11 protein-coding genes and 1 pseudogene are annotated in these 19,279 nt (G+C 47.3%); 6 read left to right on the top strand and 6 right to left on the bottom strand.

Annotated features, from left to right (window positions below):
* Positions 1-55: 55 nt before the first annotated feature.
* Together ABV001_RS04060 and ABV001_RS04055 are read left to right on the top strand one after the other, a co-directional pair.
* Positions 56-3,169, top strand: coding sequence for a collagen-like triple helix repeat-containing protein (locus ABV001_RS04060; RefSeq protein WP_352421647.1), 3,114 nt, complete (start codon positions 56-58; stop codon positions 3,167-3,169).
* A 97-nt stretch (positions 3,170-3,266) separates the two neighbouring features.
* On the top strand, positions 3,267-4,367 hold the full coding sequence (locus ABV001_RS04055; RefSeq protein ID WP_352421646.1) for an OmpA family protein: 1,101 nt from the start codon (positions 3,267-3,269) through the stop codon (positions 4,365-4,367).
* A 241-nt stretch (positions 4,368-4,608) separates the two neighbouring features.
* On the opposite strand, the gene ABV001_RS04050 is transcribed toward ABV001_RS04055, so the two are convergent.
* Together ABV001_RS04050 and ABV001_RS04045 are read right to left on the bottom strand one after the other, a co-directional pair.
* On the bottom strand, positions 4,609-5,862 hold the full coding sequence (locus ABV001_RS04050) for an ATP-binding protein (RefSeq protein WP_352421645.1): 1,254 nt from the start codon (positions 5,860-5,862) through the stop codon (positions 4,609-4,611).
* A gap of 117 nt (positions 5,863-5,979) precedes the next feature.
* Positions 5,980-7,338, bottom strand: coding sequence for an ATP-binding protein (locus ABV001_RS04045; RefSeq protein WP_352421644.1), 1,359 nt, complete (start codon positions 7,336-7,338; stop codon positions 5,980-5,982).
* Positions 7,339-7,581: 243 nt separating this feature from the next.
* On the opposite strand from ABV001_RS04045, the gene pnp reads away from it, so the two are divergent.
* From pnp to ABV001_RS04025, 4 genes and pseudogenes are all read left to right on the top strand, one after another.
* Positions 7,582-9,774, top strand: coding sequence for a polyribonucleotide nucleotidyltransferase (pnp, locus tag ABV001_RS04040; RefSeq protein WP_352421643.1), 2,193 nt, complete (start codon positions 7,582-7,584; stop codon positions 9,772-9,774).
* A gap of 226 nt (positions 9,775-10,000) precedes the next feature.
* On the top strand, positions 10,001-10,231 hold the full coding sequence (locus ABV001_RS04035) for a hypothetical protein (RefSeq protein WP_352421642.1): 231 nt from the start codon (positions 10,001-10,003) through the stop codon (positions 10,229-10,231).
* 433 nt (positions 10,232-10,664) lie between these two features.
* Positions 10,665-12,236, top strand: coding sequence for a thiamine pyrophosphate-dependent enzyme (locus ABV001_RS04030; RefSeq protein WP_352421641.1), 1,572 nt, complete (start codon positions 10,665-10,667; stop codon positions 12,234-12,236).
* Positions 12,237-12,313: 77 nt separating this feature from the next.
* Positions 12,314-12,792, top strand: a pseudogene (locus ABV001_RS04025) (indolepyruvate oxidoreductase subunit beta).
* A gap of 136 nt (positions 12,793-12,928) precedes the next feature.
* Here the strand turns inward: ABV001_RS04025 and ABV001_RS04020 are convergent.
* From ABV001_RS04020 to ABV001_RS04005, 4 genes are all read right to left on the bottom strand, one after another.
* Positions 12,929-14,068, bottom strand: coding sequence for a sodium ion-translocating decarboxylase subunit beta (locus ABV001_RS04020; protein WP_502929846.1), 1,140 nt, complete (start codon positions 14,066-14,068; stop codon positions 12,929-12,931).
* Positions 14,069-14,140: 72 nt separating this feature from the next.
* Positions 14,141-16,072 carry a biotin/lipoyl-containing protein gene (locus ABV001_RS04015; protein ID WP_352421639.1) on the bottom strand — a complete coding sequence of 644 codons (1,932 nt, stop codon included), beginning with the start codon at positions 16,070-16,072 and terminating at the stop codon, positions 14,141-14,143.
* A 13-nt stretch (positions 16,073-16,085) separates the two neighbouring features.
* Positions 16,086-16,352 carry an OadG family transporter subunit gene (locus tag ABV001_RS04010; RefSeq protein WP_352421638.1) on the bottom strand — a complete coding sequence of 89 codons (267 nt, stop codon included), beginning with the start codon at positions 16,350-16,352 and terminating at the stop codon, positions 16,086-16,088.
* Between the two features lie 182 nt (positions 16,353-16,534).
* On the bottom strand, positions 16,535-19,210 hold the full coding sequence (locus ABV001_RS04005; protein ID WP_352421637.1) for a calcium-translocating P-type ATPase, PMCA-type: 2,676 nt from the start codon (positions 19,208-19,210) through the stop codon (positions 16,535-16,537).
* Positions 19,211-19,279: the final 69 nt, after the last annotated feature.

Here is a 19,279-nt window from a genome sequence, read left to right as displayed (position 1 = left end):
GTAAAACATAAAAACCAATTATTTTAATTCATTTTTATTATTAAATTTTTATTGTATGAAAAGAAGTTATTTATTTAAGTTGTTAGTCTTCGCGGTAATTGCGGCATTTGTCACAGTTACTTCGTGTAAGGACTATGATGATGACATCAGCAACCTGGAAAAACAGATTGCTGGGCTTAGCACCACTTTGAACGACCTCAAGTCAAAAGTGGATGCCGGTGCCGTTATCACAAGCGTAACATCAACCGCTGACGGTTTGACAGTTGTTACCGATAAGGGTACTTACAACCTGACAAACGGTAAGGATGGTGCTGCCGGCGCAAAAGGTGATACCGGAGCTACCGGTGCTGAAGGTAAAGCCGGATCGGTGGTTACCGCCAATGAAGACGGTTTCTGGTACATCGACGGCGTGAAAACCGAATATACCTGGAAAGGTGAAAAAGGTGAACAGGGCGATAAAGGTGAACAGGGTGAAAAAGGTGAACAGGGTGAACAAGGTGCTCCCGGCGAACCCGGTGCTCCCGGCGAAGCCGGTTCCACTACCATTGGCATCTATTATGAACCCAATGTAGACGGTTACTTCTATAAAGTGGAAGGCGATGTGAAGACCAAGACCGACATGCAGTGGAAACAAGAGGGTGGAATGACCGCTGTTGTGGAAGCCAATGGTGATGTCATATTCGCAGGTGTGAAAGCAGGCGAAGATAAGGACACCATCACCATCTACAACAACAGGATATTGAGAAGCCTCGTGCTGATTCCCGACTACTACGTGAACGGGGTAGAAGCCATCGCCGTGTCCACCATGTGGTACATGTCTCCCTGTGTGGAAGTTGAAGAAGGGGAAGAAGCTGATTGGTCATATGTAAAACCCAAAACGTTGGTGAAGTATCACATGAACCCCTCCAGCGTGACCGAGGATATGATCAACACCGAGAAGATCACGTTTGCTTACCAAGGCAAGGAAAACCGTTTTAACGATCTCCGTTCTGCCGAAATTGGTCCGAAAGCCACATTTGTATCATTGAAAGACGGTATCTTGACCGTGGAACTGGAACTCGATGATCCCACTATGATTGGAGTAAGACCTGAAGATAGGGAACAAACTCCAGGCAACTACGAATGGAGTGAATTTATGGATATGCTTGCCTTGCAAGTGCCGCTTTCCGACAAGGCGCTGAATGGCGTGAGCGGTGTGGAAGCTACTGTGACTTCCGACTGGGCAAGAGTAGATGCTGATGGTGATTATATTGGAGGAATCGACCGTAAAGGTAACGAAGATGACTATGAAGCTTATTCTTGGATAGATCCTGATTGGAGCTATCGACCGGACTATAGTACGGTTGAATTAGCGAAAGCGGAGTATAAACCCTATATGATCGACGTACAGTATGACAAGCAGGTGGATCTTATCGATTATCTGTCCACAGTTACTTGGTATGGTAAAATAATCGAACCGGCAGACTATGGCTTCAAGTACAAATTTGACTTGATCGATGGCGCGACCGGAAAAGCGATTGTATGGAAAGAAGATAACAACGAAACGAACCAACAGGATTTTATCAACCTATTGGATGCCAACAAGGGAACCATCAAATCGAAAGTGTTCGGTACAGACGGCACTGCCGCCATCGGACGTACGCCCCTCGTAAGGGTACAGTTGATTGATGCCGAAGGTTGCGCAATCGGAGAAGGTTATATCAAAATCAGGTTCGTGAAAGAAGTGAAGGATGCGTTGGAATTGACATTCGAAACGACTGCTGATTTCAACTGCGAAGGTACCGCATTCGGCCCGAAAGTAGAATGGATGAATGTCAATATCTACAATAAGTTTGAAGGAAGCACGAAATTCCACAATAACTATTACTTAGACGGACAACTCTATGATGCTGACGGAGAACCTCTCGAAGATATGGGCTATGCACAAGAATTCTTTGATCCTTACTGGACAGGCCAAGTTACCTTGCCATTCGCATGGGTGGTTGACAAGGATGCCGTGATTAAAGCAAACGGCAAACCGATGACCGCTTATGTATATTACCGCGACAGAGAAGATGGTGAAGTAACCGTGAAGATCAAGGTGACCGGCACCGTGACCATGCCAACACTGAGCGTGTATGGACATAACGCCACTTACTGGCAGAGCACAAGCTACAACCTCTTCAAGGTGAACCCGATGGTGTACAACTTCGCAGGAACTGCAACGGCCAGCCCGGCTAACGCAACCGCCAATATCCGTGCCAACCTGTTAAACGGTTTCGTGGATAAAGATGGTAAATACACTTCTAATGAAGCGATGATCATCAAATCATCACTGAAAGACTTTGCTCCTAACAACGTGGCATTCGTATTCGACGAAGAAAAACTGAAAGACTACAAGTACTACATCGGTACCACCGAATACTCGGTCGCTAAAAACAACCTGAAACTGTCGGTTGACAAGACTGAATTGTACTTTGTTGTAGGTGGTGATGATGTGCTGGCTGCCACAATCCAGAAAAATGCCTTGGAAGAATATGTGATCGCACTCGACGAAAACGGTACAGAAGCCGAAGCAAATCCGAACTCACTGCCATTGGCCCCGGCGAAAGCTTTGGTAGGCAAGAATGTGCCGGTGAAAATCACCGCAGACCTCTGTGGCGAAGGTGAAATCGTTAAGTCAGTGAAGGCATTTGAAGTGAAATTCATTGAACCGATCAACATCGACGCGAAACTTAGCGGTACCTTCACCGATGCCGTAATCAACGGCTCAAGGGTTAAAACCGCTGACGCTTTGACATTCACCGACTGGAACGGTTATGTCGTTCGTGAATCAGCGTTCGCTACTCCTACAGAAAAACAGAAATATGCTGTTGAACTATACGCTTACTACGAAGTGCAAACCGCTGTTTGGGATACCAATACGGCTAACGTGAAGACCAACCTCAAGCAGGATAGCGACGGTAACCTGGTTCCCACCGCAGGTGTTACCAACGGCGCATTGCCTGTTAACTATGCACTCAGCTATAACAATGGCGAATTGATTTTCGAAAATCAAGGAGGAGCCAATGTGAATGCAACAGATCCTGATCTGATTCTCTACATTCCTGTGTCAGTGACACACAAGTGGGGTGTAACGACCAAGACTGTGGCCATCAACGTGAAACCGGCTGCCGGCACAGGCAACTAAGCAAATATCATTATTTGCTATGAATATGCTAAAAGAGGATACCCTTGGGGGTGTCCTCTTTTCCACTATTCATCCATTACACTAAAATAAATAGCTTATGAAAAAATTAATCATTCTTTTATTCATTGTGACCCTCTTGCCACTTTCCACTTTTGCACAAGAGCGGCAAATCATGGAAGAGGGAAAGACGGTTTTCAAACCGTATGCCTACCTGCAGTTGCAAGGGGGTGCAGCCCATACATTGGGAGAAGCCAAGTTTATGGACCTGGTCTCGCCCGCTGCTGCCCTGAACTTGGGTTACAACTTCAGCCCCGTCTTCGGGATGCGCCTCGGCGCCAGCGGATGGCAGGGTAAAGGGGGTTGGGTAGCTCCTTCACAAGACTATGATTTCAAATTTGTGCAGGGGAACATCGATGTAGTACTCGACCTGGCAGCCATGTTTGCCGGATTCAACCCCAACCGCGCGGTCAATCCCTATCTCTTTGGTGGGGGTGCTTATGCCTATGGGTTTGACAACGACGGCGCCAACGCGCTTAACACAGGCACCTACGACTTGGAATACCTCTGGAAAGATAACAAGGGTTTCTTTGGAGGACGCTTCGGACTGGGATTCAACTTCCGCCTGAGCGACGCCGTGGCACTGAACCTTGAAGGTAATGCCAACGTGCTTTCCGACCATTTCAACTCGAAAAAAGCAGATAATCCCGACTGGCACTTCAACGCGCTTGTGGGTCTCAAAATCAACTTAGGCAAGAGCTACAAACGGACCGAACCGGTTTATTATGAACCGCAACCGGCCCCCGCGCCGGCACCGGTACCGGCTCCCACGCCCGCACCCGCACCAGCTCCTGCCCCCGTGGTGAAGGCATTCCCCGCGCTGCCTGCCGTGCACTTTGCATTCGACAGCGACAAGGTGGATACCCAGAAGTATGCCGATGAACTGGCTACCATCGTCTCCGTACTGAAAGAATTCAACAATACGGATGTAGAGATCACCGGTTACACCGACCACAGAGGTCCCGATGCGTATAACGACGGACTCTCGCTCAGAAGGGCCGAGGCCGTGAAGAAATACCTGGTGGAACAAGGCGTCAGCGCCGCAAGACTCTCCACCTCCGGTGAAGGGAAAGATCCCAAGACTTCGGGACAGGAAGCACTTACTATCAAAGCCCGCCGCGTGGAAGTAACCGATAAATAAAGGATTTGTAACGGAAAAGAAAAAACGATTTTTTACAATAACTCAGTCATCGTTTAGAAAGACCAAGTAATAAATTTATATTCTTTTTCCGGGAAACGGGAATGCCCTTCACAAGGCATTCCCGTCTTTTTTATCGTTGTAAGTATATCATTTTGATAATGAAAGTTGCTCAATTGATAAACTTTTTATATGTTTGTGACATGAGTGCGCAGTATAAAAGCTACCGCCTCACGTCCTCCCACTATTTTCCCAACGAAGCAAGCGAAATGACATTTATTCCATCGGGGCGGCGGTAGCTCATTCCGGTACCCGTGATAATGTTGAGCGATTGGGGAAGTTGCATTTTATTTGTATCTATATTCTTCACAAATTTAGCCAAATTTTCAGCAGCCTCATCAATAAATCCTACGCCAAGTTTTATTTCAAAAGCGGCATAATTTCCTCCGTATTTTTGCACAATCGTATCTACTTCTAATCCATAAGAATCTTGATAATGATATACTTTCGCATTGTTTGCTTGTGCATATATATTCAAATCGTGCGTTACGAGTGACTCGAAGAGAAATCCGGTCAACAACAAGTTTTCCAACAATGCATCTTTGTTTAATTCGAGTACCGCAATAGCCAACGAAACATCACACAAATGCCTTTTAGACGATTTTCTGAGCGAAGCCGATGAGCGGATATACGGATTGAAAGCGGGCTGCTCATACAAAATCATCAACCGCTCCAAAGCATCAAGATAATCTATGATTGTTGAGCGTGCAATATTCTGATTTTCATTTAATTTCAAATCCTTTTCTAATGTCGTGTCTGCAACCAAAGTGGCTACATTACGAGACAGGGAACGCAACAGCGAACGGATTTTATGCGGCTCGCGTTTTACGCCCGAAACCCTGCTCACATCCACTTCGCACAATAAATCAATGTAGGAAGTATTGAGAAGCAAGGAATTTTCGACACTTTCGTCTATCAATGCCGGCCAGCCGCCCTTAATCATTCTTTCCGCAATAATATCAAGTGTTAACGCCTCATCGTAAACCGACGCTACTTTGCCGCTCAACAAATCAGATAAACTGACTTGACCCGTGGAATAGCCCATCTCTTGCCACGACATTGTATTCATCGCAACGGTGGTAAATCTGCCTGCACCGCTATGCAGCCTCACATCATCATTCGGATTGGCGGAACCGGTAAGAAGAAATTGTCCCTTTGCTTTGCGTTCATCCACTTCGTGGCGCACATAATTCCAGATTTTCTTCTGCTCTTGCCATTCATCAATCAATCGCGGTGTATCGCCCTGCAACAAACGCTTGGGATCAGTAGCCATAAAAGCTTCAATCTGCTCGTTTTGGTCAAGGCGCAACACACTTTTAGCAAACTGTAAGCACGTTTCGGTTTTTCCGCATGATTTTGGACCTTTAACGAGAACCGCTCCCGAAGCCGCGAGTTTGTTCGTTATTTCCTGTTCTATAATTCGTTTTTTATAAACCATGCCGACAAATTTTATTTTGCAAAAATAGTGACTGTTTTACAGACTACAAAATTTAGACAAAATAAACTACATTTTTAAGACAACGTACACTACATTTTTAAGACGTATTGACCAACATTAAAAGAAAATATCCTCTTCATTCCTGCCTGTCGAATCAAGAAACATCACATAATAGATGGGCATATAAGTTACCTTGCCTTTGGTTGTCACCTCCCTCTTATTGGAGAGTACCAAGCCGGTCAGGACATGATAATCTTCCACGGATAGGAGGTTGTTCAAGGCACTATGGATGGTATGATCCTTGCCGGATTTTACTTCTATGGGCAAGATGCTCAGGTTGGCGTAGTCATCGACTAAGAAATCCACCTCTCCCTTTTGCCTGTTGTCATAATAGAACAGGTTGTGGCCATGCGCTTTGAGTTCCTGCGCCACCACACTCTCATACACTGCTCCCAGATTGATACTCTTTTCATCGTCCAACACGGGACGGAGGTTATGATGAAAGAGTCGGGAGGTAAGCATGCCCACATCATTCAGGTATAGTTTCAGCAAATTCTTCCGCACAGATTCCGTCAAGGGGTAATGTGGATTGGAAATGGCGTGCACGGCGATGGTAATGCCGGATGATATAAGATACTCGAACTCCTCCTCATAACGGCTGAAACGATCCCCCTTTTGGCCTTGGATATCTTTCACGACGATACGTTTCTTCCTGTTTTCCATCTGAGACGGAACCATATTGTAAATGCGGCGGATCAAGAGGTTGCGCCCGTTGTCCTGTTCGTATTTCGACGCATCGTCACCGTACATCACCCGGATGGACTCTTGCACTTCACGCACTTTCACGATATTATGCGAAGACAAATATTCATTCACGGCGTCGGGCATGCCGCCCACAAGGAGATAACGACGGAACAGGTCCATCACTTTGCGGTGCTGCTCTTCGCCAAGGCTTTCTTTCTGTCGGAATTTCTGCCGCAATACAGCGATGGCATCTTTGCCGAATCCATTGGCGATGAGAAACTCTTCAAAGTCGAGTTGGAACATTTCTTTGCGGATAATGCTCCCCACCGGGATAGATGTGGTGGAACGGAGAGCGATGCCCAGCAGGCTTCCGCTTGTGATGAAGCGGTAACGGTGCTCCTGGCGCAAAAATTTAAGCATCGTGAGAAATTGTGGATAATGTTGTATCTCATCCAAGAAAACCAGTGTGTTATCGGCATTATCTAATTTTTCACCGGCCACCATGCTCAACGTCAGATAAAACTCTTCCGTGGTGCGGACGTGCTTGAAGAGTTGTGCCCCTTCATCGTCTTCCACGAAGTTGAGTTCTATAAAATTCTCGTATAGACGTTCACCAATCTGTCTGATAATGTATGACTTGCCAATCTGTCTGGCTCCTTCAAGGACTAAAATCCTGTCTGAATCAGACTTTAAATGATCTTCAATATATGTGCCAATTTTCCTGTAGAGCATCACCGTTTACACTTTTCAATATGATTTCATCCTACAAATATACACTTTTCAATATAAATTACCAATAACAAATTACACTTTTCAAAAAATCTGCATTTTTCCCTATTATCCTAATCATTGACATGCGCAATCATCGCCAATTTTGTACGCAAAGCTCAATTTATCCTCCCGAATGCACCAAGAAACCAAAACTTTATGTACCTTTGGGGGATTTTATGCAAAGAAAATAACAACTTATCATTTATGACAAATCCAATTGTAAAGCAAATCGAGCTGTCAGACGGACGCACGATTACGCTGGAAACGGGGAAAGTGGCAAAACAGGCCGATGGCTCCGTCACCCTTCGTATGGGTGACACCATGTTGCTGGCTACCGTTTGTGCCGCCAAAGATGCAACCCCCGGAACCGATTTTATGCCGTTACAGGTTGAATACAGGGAAAAATTTGCCTCCTCCGGACGTTTTCCGGGTGGATTTTTGAAACGTGAAGGAAGACCTTCCGATTCGGAAGTGCTGACCAGCCGGTTGATCGACCGTGCGCTGCGCCCACTCTTTCCCGATGATTACCACGCCGAAGTTTTTGTGAATGTCATCCTTTACTCCTCCAATGGTGAAGATATGCCAGATGCACTGGCCGGACTCGCGGCCTCTGCCGCACTGGCTGTTTCCGACATACCCTTCAACGGGCCGATTTCCGAAGTACGTGTGGCACGTGTCAACGGACAATTCATGATTAACCCTACCTTCAACCAGTTACAGAAGGCCGATATCGATATCATGGTGGGCGCCACCATCGACAATATCATGATGGTGGAAGGAGAGATGAATGAAGTATCGGAAGCGGAAATGCTCGATGCCATCAAATTTGCCCATGAAGAGATCAAAAAACATTGCCGTGCGCAGATGGAACTGACCGAAATGGCAGGCAAAACGGTAAAACGCTCCTATTGCCACGAGGAGAACGACGAAGAACTCCGTAAGCAGGTATGGGACAAATGCTATCAAAAGGCTTATGCGATTGCCTCCTCACAGAACCCCAACAAACATGAGCGTATAGAAGCTTTTGAAGCGATCCTCGAAGAATTCCTTGAGTCATTTCCCGAAGAGGTAAGGGAAGAGAAGAAAGCGCTCTCGGGACGCTACTACCATGATGTAGAGAAAGAGGCAATGCGCCGTTGTATCCTGGATGAAGGAAAACGTCTCGACGGGCGTAGCTCCACCGAAATCCGGCCTATCTGGAGCGAAGTGGATTATATCCCGGGACCGCACGGTTCGGCACTCTTCACCCGTGGTGAAACGCAGTCGCTGACAACCGTCACACTGGGTACCAAATTAGATGAAAAAATTATAGACGACGTGCTGATACACGGTACCGACCGCTTCCTGTTGCATTATAACTTTCCTCCTTTCTCCACCGGAGAAGCCCGTCCGCAACGCAGCACGGGTCGTCGTGAGATAGGACACGGTAACCTGGCGCACCGCGCCCTCAAACGGATGATCCCCGAAGGATATCCTTATGTGGTACGCGTGGTGTCGGATATCCTGGAATCGAACGGTTCATCTTCCATGGCTACTGTCTGTGCCGGTACCCTGGCAATGATGGATGCAGGGATAAAACTCAAAAAACCGGTGAGCGGCATCGCCATGGGATTGATCTCGGAAAACAAGGGTCAGAATTTTGCCGTTCTTTCCGATATCTTAGGCGACGAAGACCACTTAGGCGACATGGATTTTAAAGTGTGCGGCACCAAAGACGGGATTACCGCCACTCAAATGGATATCAAAGTAGACGGACTCTCGTATGAGATCCTCGAAAAGGCGTTGGCACAGGCTAAAGCCGGCCGTGAGCATATCATGGGCAAAATGATGGAGACCCTCTCCGAGCCGCGTGCCGACCTGAAACCACATGCTCCGCGCATCGAAGTGATCGAAATACCGAAAGATTTCATCGGCGCCGTAATTGGCCCGGGAGGAAAGATCATCCAGGGAATGCAGGAAGAAACCGGAACTGTCATCACCATTGAGGAAATCGACAACAAGGGACGTGTGGAAATATCTGCCAACAACAAGGCCTCCATCGATGCCGCCATGGCAAAGATCAAAGGTATTGTAGCCATTCCCGAAATCGGTGAAGTGTACGAAGGTACCGTCCGCTCGGTAATGCCTTATGGCGTTTTCGTCGAGTTCCTCCCCGGAAAAGACGGACTCCTCCATATCTCCGAAATAGAATGGAGACGGTTAGAAAAAGTGGAAGATGCCGGTATCAAGGAAGGCGACAAGATTCAGGTAAAACTGATGGATATCGACCCGAGAACCGGTAAATTCAAATTATCCCGCAAAGTATTATTGCCACGTCCCGAAAGGCCGGAACGTCCTGAGCGTCCTGAAAGAAGTGAACGCCCGGAAAGAGGCGGTAACCATGACGCAGAAGAATAAGCAGACCGATATATATAGTAAAAGCGAGCCCGAAAAGGTTCGCTTTTTTTGTGTTTTCTAAAGAATATTCTTATGCTTATCGTTTGTTTTTCTTATATTTATATCTTATTTTTGCACATAATAGTTTTTAAAGAAAATGAAACGAGCATGATAATTGTTCTCACACAAGAATATGATCAAAAGCGAGTTCCATATGATACATTTGAAAATCAATAATTTTAATCATATGAAAAAGAGAATATACACTCCCCCTAAAAAACAAAATGAAGTCAGTGACCCTCTCCCTGATTATAAAACAATTCCAGAAACTAAATTCAGCAGAAAGAAAGAAAATAATCTCTCTCTAAAAAAATTTCATAAGACAGTAACGCCAGAAGATTTTCCGAGTAATTGTGTTACACTAGATACATTTTTTAGTGATTTAGAAGATTATATCCACAAAAATGAAACTGTATAAAATCGCTATCAGCAATGAAGTATATAATGATTTAGAAAATATTGGAAATTTTATTCTTTCTAAATACACGCAAGACGCAGTAAACAATTACCTTAAAAGTCTATATGAGGACATATCAACACTTCAGTATTTAGCAGAAGTTTTACCTTACTCCGAGAGGGAAACAGTAAAACAAATAAATCCAAAAGGTAAAAGGTTGTTGTCAAAAAATAAGCACTGGAATATTATTTTTCATCTTTTAGGAGATTATGTCATAGTCGATAGAATTATAGCATCTTCTTTGATAAAATAAAGATTTACAATCCCAACCAGTTTGGCATTTCCCTCAGCTTCCACTATATTTGCAACCTAAATCGTTATTTTTATAATAAAAACACACTATTGAGTAAGGTTTTTGCATAATTTATAATCTACAGGAACCGAACAGAATGATATGCACAAACAACTATTACTGGGAGCCGAAGCCATTGCACAAGCAGCCCTGGACGCCGGAATATCGGGAGTATACGCTTATCTGGGTACCCCTTCCACGGAAATTACGGAATTTATACAACGGTCGCAAACGGTGAATGCCCCACAGGTGAGGTCTACCTGGGCGACAAACGAGAAAACGGCTTTCGAAGCTGCATTGGGAATGTCGTATGCGGGGAAACGAAGCCTGACCTGCATGAAACATATGGGACTGAACGTGGCCGCCGATGCATTCATGAACGCTGCCGTCACAGGTATACACGGAGGATTGGTGGTAGCAGTGGCAGACGACCCGTCGATGCACTCGTCGCAAAACGAACAGGATAGCCGCGTATATGGCAAATTCGCCATGATCCCGGTACTGGAACCGGCTCACCAGCAGGAAGCCTATGATATGGTACGTTACGGATTCGACCTGTCGGAAAAAACCGAGTTGCCCGTAATGGTAAGAATTCCTACACGACTCTCCCACTCCCGCGCAGCGATCCTGCGCGGAGAGCCACGGGAGCAAAACAGACTCCATCCTTCCGGCGACAAGGGAAAATGGATACTCCTGCCCGCAAACGCCCGCAGAAATTACCAGCGGCTGCTCGAAAAACAACAGGAACTGGCCAACGCTTCTGAATCATCGGCTTTTAACCGGACCACCGAAGGAGAAGGTACCATAGCGGTCATTGCCTTCGGCATCGCTAACAATTACGCGATGGAAGTGATCAAAGCATACAACCTGCCGGTAGCAGTACTGAAAATATCCCAATACCCCCTTCCGGAAAAAATAATTTCCCGGTTTACCGAAAAATATCCAGACATCCTTATTGCTGAAGAGGGATATCCGGTATACGAAGAACTGCTGAAAGGTTACTTCGGGAACGGAAAATTCAGGGGACGGTTAGACGGGGCATTGCCCCGGACGGGAGAACTTTCTCCCAACCTGTTGGTAAAAGCACTGAAGGTGGATACCGGAGAAATACGAACGATACCTACTATCGTAGCAGGCCGCCCACCCATGCTATGCAAAGGGTGCAGCCATAGGGACCTGTTCGACGCCATTAACCACGTAATGGAAGAGTATCCCGAACATCATGTATTCGGTGATATCGGGGGCTACACCCTGGGCGCGTTACCACCCTACAGCGCCATAAGTACCTGTGTGGATATGGGTGCGGCCATCACCATGGCAAAAGGAGCGGCAGATGCAGGAATACGCCCGGCCCTATGCGTAATAGGGGACTCTACTTTCACCCATTCCGGCATGACGGGATTATTGGATGCGGTGAATGACCGGTCGTCCATGATGGTCATCATATCCGATAACGGCACTACGGCCATGACAGGAGGACAGGATTCGGCGGGAACAGGCCGTTTTTACAATATATGCAAAGGAATCGGAGTAGAAGAAGACCATATACGGACGATCATACCCCTCAAAAAAAATCTCGATGAGAACTGCAGGGTATTGAAAGAAGAACTCGACTACCAAGGCGTCTCCGTCATCATCTCACAACGGGAATGCATCCAGACAGCCAGAAAATGATGTGATAATGTGATAATTTACTGTCTTTACTCTTTACTCTTTACTCTTTACTCTTTACTCTTTACTCTCTTAAAAAAATGCATAGAAACATTATAATAGCAGGCGTTGGAGGCCAGGGAATATTGACCATCGCCGCGATCATAGACCTGGCGGCAATGAACCGGGGACTGCATGTGAAGCAGGCTGAAGTGCATGGCATGAGCCAGCGCGGCGGTGCGGTGGAATCGCACCTGCGGATCTCGTCGGAAGAGATCTATTCGGATCTGATCCCGCTTGGCAAAGCAAACCTGATCCTGTCAATAGAACCGATGGAGGCACTCCGATACCTTCCTTTCCTTGCACCCGAAGGTGTCATTGTGACCGCAACCGAACCCCATAAGAATATTCCTCATTATCCGAATGAAGATGAACTGATGGAGACCATGAAACAATCGGCCATGCAGAGGAAGAAGAGTTGGAGAAAGCCATCGGAGTGTTCTTCGGAAGAAAAGGTGAAGAAATGGTCAACATGAATATAAAAGCCTTTAGGCTCGGAAAAGAATATGCAACAAAATAGAATGATCCGGAATGAGACCCGTCCGGTAATATGAGAATACCCTTGGAAATATGCAACAGAACAAGATGATCTGGAACCCCGAAAGGGAGTGTGCGGCCATTGAGCCGCACACCGTAGAATTAAAACCATACAATCCTTATCCTAAGAACGAAATCAGCACACCGGCTGCCACGGCTGAACCGATCACGCCCGACACATTACTGGCCATACAGTACTGCAGGATATGATTCGACTTGTCGTATTTCAATGCCACCTCATTGGCCACGCGCGATGCCATAGGCACGGCGCTTAACCCGGTAGCGCCCACAAGCGGATTGATCTTTTTCTTCGAGAACATATTGGTTACCTTCACAGCCAGGATTCCACCCGCTACCGAAATAGCAAAAGCAAGGAACCCGCCCACGATAATACCCAACGTCTGCCCCGAGAGGAAGACTTCGGCCGTCATGGTAGCACCTACGGTCAATCCTAAAAATATGGTAGCCGTGTTCATGATAGGGCCCGAAGCGGCATCGGCAAGGCGGCTCGTATTGGTACCTATCTCTTTCACAAGGTTACCGAACAACAACATCCCGAGCAAAGGCGCCGAAGAGGGAACAAAAACCGCCACAACCAGTCCCAGTACGATCGGGAAAATAATCTTTACTGTTTTCAGGTGCTTGATATCGTGCTTGGGCGGATATTGCTTATCCATCTTCTTCATGTGGATCCTGAACTCCTTTTCGGTCATCAGCAGTTTAGCCACCGCGGGAATGATGACCGGCACCAACGCCATATAGGAATAGGCAGCAATGGCGATGGGCCCCAGTAAATGAGGTGCCAGCTTGATAGTCGTGTAGATGGCGGTCGGGCCGTCAGCCCCTCCGATAATACCGAGGGAAGCCGCTTCAGGCAAGGTAAATCCCATAATAACCGCGGCAATCAATACGGAAAAGATACCGATCTGTGCTGCCCCGCCGAACAGCGCGAGCTTCAGGTTGCGCAGCATGGGACCGAAATCGGTAAGCGCTCCCACCCCCATAAAGATGATCGGGGGAAGTATACCGGTCTTGATCAACGCATAGTAAAGAAAATTCATAATACCATGCTGATCAGCAATTTCAAGCAGATTCATATAACTGCCGTCGGCATTATGCACCAAAGCACTATCCACTATGCCGAGTCCTGCACCGGGCAGGTTGGCCAACAGCACACCAAACCCAATGGGAACGAGAAGAAGCGGTTCATATTGTTTAAAAATACCGAGGTATAACAAAACAAAGGCAATCACCCACATCAACACGGTATCCCATCCCAGGATACCGAACCCGGTCATTTCTGTCAGACTCCCAAAAATTTCACCCATTCCTTATGCCATTTTAATGAGTACGTCATCTTCGTCCACTGCGTCACCGTTGGCAAAGCATATTTCAGTCACTTTGCCGCTTTCTTCGGCTGCCACGGCATTATAGGTCTTCATCGATTCTATATAACCGATGATATCGCCTGCCTGCACGGTAACTCCTATTTTCAACGCAGTCTCCGAAGAGTCTTTGGTGAGGAAGAATTTTCCTTCCAGCGGCGAAACCACCTCTTTCAGCCGCCCGTTGGTGGAGGGAGGTGCCGCATTTACGGCTATCGGCTGGCTTACTGGAGCTGCCGTCTGCGCAGGCTGCGGCTGGGAAGCGCCATTTCCATCCCCGTTCCCGGGATAGGAGATATTCACCACATATTCTTCATTGTCGATATTGATTACCAGTGTCCTGGGTTGGAACCCACCGTTGATAGTGACTGCCTTTGTTTCCTTTTTTGAGGATGAAAGGGCCTCTGTTGCTTCTTTTTCCGCTTTCTTAGTTGCCAGGTCAGCTTCGAAAGACCGCTTGGCATCGCCCGACTTATAAGCCCTGTATTGCTCGGGATGCATGGCCAACTCGAACAATTCTTCATCATCCTGACCCGAATCCCAGTTATTTTTCTTCATCTCGGCACGGAACTCCTCCAACTGGTCGGGATAGAGGGCCTGCGGATCGCCGATATAAAACTCCCGACCCTGCTGTTTCGCCATCTCCACAATCTCCGGAGCCAGTGCACCGGGAAGTTTACCCGACTTGCCCAGGATCATATCCCAGATATTGTCGGCAATCATCGACCAGCGCTCCTTGCCTTTCTCAAGCTGCACCACGTTCATCAGCGCCAGGTTCTTAACGTACTGGCTGAATGGTGTTACCAGCGGTGGATATCCTATCTTGGGCCACACATACGTTACTTCATCGAATAATTTGATCAGCAGGTCATCCTGCGTAAGCTCCGGCTGTCCATGCTTTCTCTTCCATTTGTTAAGAGAAGAGAGGTTATTCTCTAAATCGGCCATCAGGCTGCCCATCATACCTCCGGGCAAACCGGGTGCGATCAGCAACGAGTTGTTCAACCGGTTTTTCGGGTTGATGTAATAACCAAGAAAATCATCGATATACTTCTGGGAAAGTGAACGCACTTTCATATAGGCTTTCATATTGATCTCCGGCACATCAAAACCGGCATCTTTCAGCATGGCCTGTACCGCCAGCACATCGGCATGGCCTGTTCCCCAGGAGAGCGGTTCCATACCCACATCTATATATTCAGCTCCGGCGTAGGCAGCCTCGAGGATGGAGGCCATCTGGAAACCGGGACCGGCATGGCCGTGGTACTGGATAAGAACAGAAGGATGCTTCTCTTTGATTTTTTTGATGATCTTGCCGATACTTGCAGGGCGGCCTATACCTGCCATATCCTTGACGCAGATTTCGTCGGCGCCCATTCCTATCAGCGTATCAGCCAATCCGGTATAATACTCTACCGTATGGATAGGCGATACCGTCAGGCAAAGTGCAGCCTGGGCAACCATTCCCGCCTCCTTGGCAAACTTGATGGAATTCTCCAGATTACGGGGATCATTCAGTCCGTCGAACGAACGGGCAATATCGGTTCCCTGTTTCTTTTTCACCTGGAACATCAATCTGCGTACATCGGCCGGTACCGGACTCATACGTATTCCATTCAATCCACGTTCCAGCATATGCGTCTGTATGCCCGCATCATTAAACGGTTGTGTCCATTCACGTACGGCTTTATTAGGGTTTTCCCCGAACAGCAGGTTGATCTGCTCAAACCCGCCACCGTTTGTCTCTACCCTGGCAAAACATCCCATATCGATAATGGCAGGAGCTACCTCCTTAAGCTGCTCCACGGTAGGAACATATTTACCGGACGATTGCCACATATCCCTGTACATCAGGCTAAACTTTATCTCTCTTCCCATATTTATATATTTTTTATTTCTTCTCGATGGAATCCACATTGCCTTGCCCCTGTGTCACCGCATCTACAGCAGCCACAATAACAGCTAACTTCTTAGATTCTGTTTTCTTTCCCGAAGCCCCCCTGTTTTCGGATTTACCCTCCGCCGGAGCCGCAACCGGGATAAAACGATTGGTAAGACGGATTACCAGATTACCAATCACCACAACCAACCACAGAATGATAAAAACAGTTATTATCCCCACGACCAATAGGCCCAACGCCGTATTCAAATTTTCCATATATACCTGTTTTTTAACCCAAAAAGGCGATAACCTAACAAAATTAAATTGAAAGGATTAGAGTGAATTTTGCACAAGAGTGTAATTTTCGGATTTCAAAAATACGAAAAATATCTGATTTTTTGCGCAAAAAAAACCAATTTGTGCAATTTAAGTATTATTTAAGGAGCCTTTGCAAAGATTCAATATTCATCTTTGCTATGATTGATTCTCATCAGTTTCACTAACTCTACCACCGCAATAGGCACCAACGAAAGGAGGCCGACATACAGCCAATGGGCTGCATCCATCGCCGTTACACCAAAAATATCCATCACGCCGGGAATTACCAATACGGCAAAGAGCAAAAGTGCCGACAGGAAAATTGCACCGAGCAATGATTTGTTACTGAATATGCCTGTTTGGAAAGAAGAACGCCTGTTGGAATGCAGATTTCGGACATGCCACAATTGCGAAAAGCCCAGTACGGCAAATGCCATGGTCTGTCCTAAAAGCTGACCACCATCCTTAAAGCCGATCATATAAGCCGCCAGAGAGATCAAACCGATAGTAACTCCCTGGTATCCTATTCTCCAGACCATTCCCTTGGTAAAGAATCCCTGTTTGGGATCCCGTGGCTTACGGGTCATCACATCCTTATCGGCAGGATCCATACTCAGCGCCAGGGCGGGGAGGCTGTCCGTAACCAGGTTGATCCATAATATAAGGATGGGAGTCAGCGGATTACCTATATTGGCAATTGAAGCGATAAAAATGAGCAATACCTCTCCTACATTGGCCGACAACAGGAATTGGATCGCCTTCAGGATGTTGTCGTAAATACGGCGCCCCTCCTCCACCGCACTCACGATGGTCGCGAAGTTATCATCCGTCAGGATCACATCCGAGGCGTCCTTGGCTACTTCAGTACCCACCACACCCATCGATACGCCTATATCGGCCTGCTTGAGTGCCGGCGCATCATTTACCCCGTCGCCCGTCATCGCCACAATATCACTATGGGACTGCCACGCTTTTACTATCCGCACCTTGTGCTCAGGGGCTACACGCGCATATACCGAATAGGCCCCTACGTCGTGATAAAGCGTGCCGTCATCCATCTCTTCCAGATCGGTGCCGGTGACGGCCTTGTCTCCTTCATTATAAATCCCTATCTCATCGGCAATAGCGACTGCCGTCACTTTATGGTCGCCGGTGATCATCACGGGGCGGATTCCGGCCGTCCTGCACTTTTTCACCGCTTCTACCACCTCGGGTCTGGCCGGGTCGATCATACCAAGCAGCCCCACAAAGACAAGTTCCCTTTCAACCGTTTCCGTGCTCACTTCTTCAGGAAGAGCATCCATATCTTTATAGGCGACGGCAAGTACACGTAATGCCGACTGCGCCATCCGTTGATTCTCCTTTCTAATGGTCTCACGATCTTCTTCCGTAATGGAACGCACCCTTCCATGGATAAGTATATATGTAGAGACTGCAAGCACCTCGTCCAATCCCCCTTTCAGGTTTACGCGGAATTGCCCTTCCTCTATACGGTTGATGACGGACATTCTTTTTCTTTCTGAGTCGAATGGCACCTCTTCCACCCGGGGAAAACGGTTATCCAGTTCATTCTTATCCATCTTCAACCCGAGTGCCGCATCCACAATAGCGGTTTCGGTAGGATCTCCGGCAGTCTCATGGTCTCCGCCCGACAACTTCTTCAGATGCGCATCAGTACAGAGTAGAGACGATTGGAGCAACATCTGTTCATCGCTGTCGAGTTCTGAGGGAAGCGGCGGATTACGGAAATCGATCCGGTTGCCGCCTGTCCATCCCTCCACGACGGTCATTTTATTTTGCGTGAGCGTTCCGGTTTTATCAGAACAGATTACCGTGACACTCCCCAAAGTTTCTACAGAAGGCAAGGTACGTACGATAGCGTTCAACTTCACCAGCCGCTGTACGCCGATAGCCAATACAATGGTGGAAACAATCTGTAATCCTTCAGGAATGGCCGCCACTGCCAGGCTGACAGCCATCATCAGCATCTCCAACCAATGGTTGCCGTGCAAAACGCCTATGATAAATATAAAGGCGCATATTCCCAACGCTACATAACCCAGCACTTTCCCAAGTTGCCCGAGTCGTTTGCTCATCGGCGTTTCCGTATCCTGCGTGTTTTGAAGCATATGGGCGATCTTCCCTACTTCGGTCCCCATCCCGGTACCAACCACCACACCTTTTCCTCGTCCATACGTCACAGTGCTGGTAGAAAAAGCCATATTATCCCGGTCGCCCAAAGGAAGGTCTTTCGCCTCCAGCACTTCCCGGCTCTTCTCCACGGGTACCGACTCTCCGGTGAGGGCCGATTCCTGCACTTTCATGTTCACGGCCTCTATCAGCCGCAAATCGGCAGGAATAACATCACCGGTATCCAATACGACTATATCGCCGGGCACAATGTCAGTGGATGTGATCTCTGTCACCTGTCCGTCCCGTAATACTTTAGAATGGGGTGAGCTCATCTTGTTGAGCGCATCCAACGATGATTGCGCTTTTTTTTCCTGTACCGTTCCGATCACCGCATTGACGACCAATATGGCAAGTATCACAAAAGCCTCCACCAAACCTTCACCCTCCATGATGCCGATCACTCCCGATATGATGGCGGCGATCAGTAAAATAACCACCATGATGCTCTTGAATTGCTCAAGGAACATTATCAGGAGAGTTTTTTGTTTTTTGGATTGGAGCTGATTGGCTCCATACCTGGCAAGTCTTTTCTGCACCTCCTCCTCAGAGAGCCCCCTATCCGATGAAACTTCCAATTGCTGCAATATCTCCTCAACCGGTTGACTGTAATAACGATCTTTCATTCTTTTTTCTTTTAAATATATCCGTGCATCCTCATGGCGGAAGTTACCTTCCTGAAACGTTTGAAAAAT

Source organism: Proteiniphilum sp. (genome assembly GCF_040307845.1).
Classification (GTDB): domain Bacteria; phylum Bacteroidota; class Bacteroidia; order Bacteroidales; family Dysgonomonadaceae; genus Proteiniphilum.
The sequence above is the reverse complement of the archived record's forward strand: the minus strand, read 5'-3'. Positions and strand labels throughout refer to the sequence as shown.

What these genes read in the sequence shown, in the direction of transcription:
- ABV001_RS04060 (WP_352421647.1), top strand. Translation starts at nt 56, where the DNA reads ATGAAAAGAAGTTATTTATTTAAGTTGTTAGTCTTCGCGGTAATTGCG.
- ABV001_RS04055 (WP_352421646.1), top strand. Translation starts at nt 3,267, where the DNA reads ATGAAAAAATTAATCATTCTTTTATTCATTGTGACCCTCTTGCCACTT.
- ABV001_RS04050 (WP_352421645.1), bottom strand. Translation starts at nt 5,862, where the DNA reads ATGGTTTATAAAAAACGAATTATAGAACAGGAAATAACGAACAAACTC.
- ABV001_RS04045 (WP_352421644.1), bottom strand. Translation starts at nt 7,338, where the DNA reads ATGCTCTACAGGAAAATTGGCACATATATTGAAGATCATTTAAAGTCT.
- pnp (WP_352421643.1), top strand. Translation starts at nt 7,582, where the DNA reads ATGACAAATCCAATTGTAAAGCAAATCGAGCTGTCAGACGGACGCACG.
- ABV001_RS04035 (WP_352421642.1), top strand. Translation starts at nt 10,001, where the DNA reads ATGAAAAAGAGAATATACACTCCCCCTAAAAAACAAAATGAAGTCAGT.
- ABV001_RS04030 (WP_352421641.1), top strand. Translation starts at nt 10,665, where the DNA reads ATGCACAAACAACTATTACTGGGAGCCGAAGCCATTGCACAAGCAGCC.
- ABV001_RS04020 (WP_502929846.1), bottom strand. Translation starts at nt 14,068, where the DNA reads ATGTGGGTGATTGCCTTTGTTTTGTTATACCTCGGTATTTTTAAACAA.
- ABV001_RS04015 (WP_352421639.1), bottom strand. Translation starts at nt 16,072, where the DNA reads ATGGGAAGAGAGATAAAGTTTAGCCTGATGTACAGGGATATGTGGCAA.
- ABV001_RS04010 (WP_352421638.1), bottom strand. Translation starts at nt 16,352, where the DNA reads ATGGAAAATTTGAATACGGCGTTGGGCCTATTGGTCGTGGGGATAATA.
- ABV001_RS04005 (WP_352421637.1), bottom strand. Translation starts at nt 19,210, where the DNA reads ATGAAAGATCGTTATTACAGTCAACCGGTTGAGGAGATATTGCAGCAA.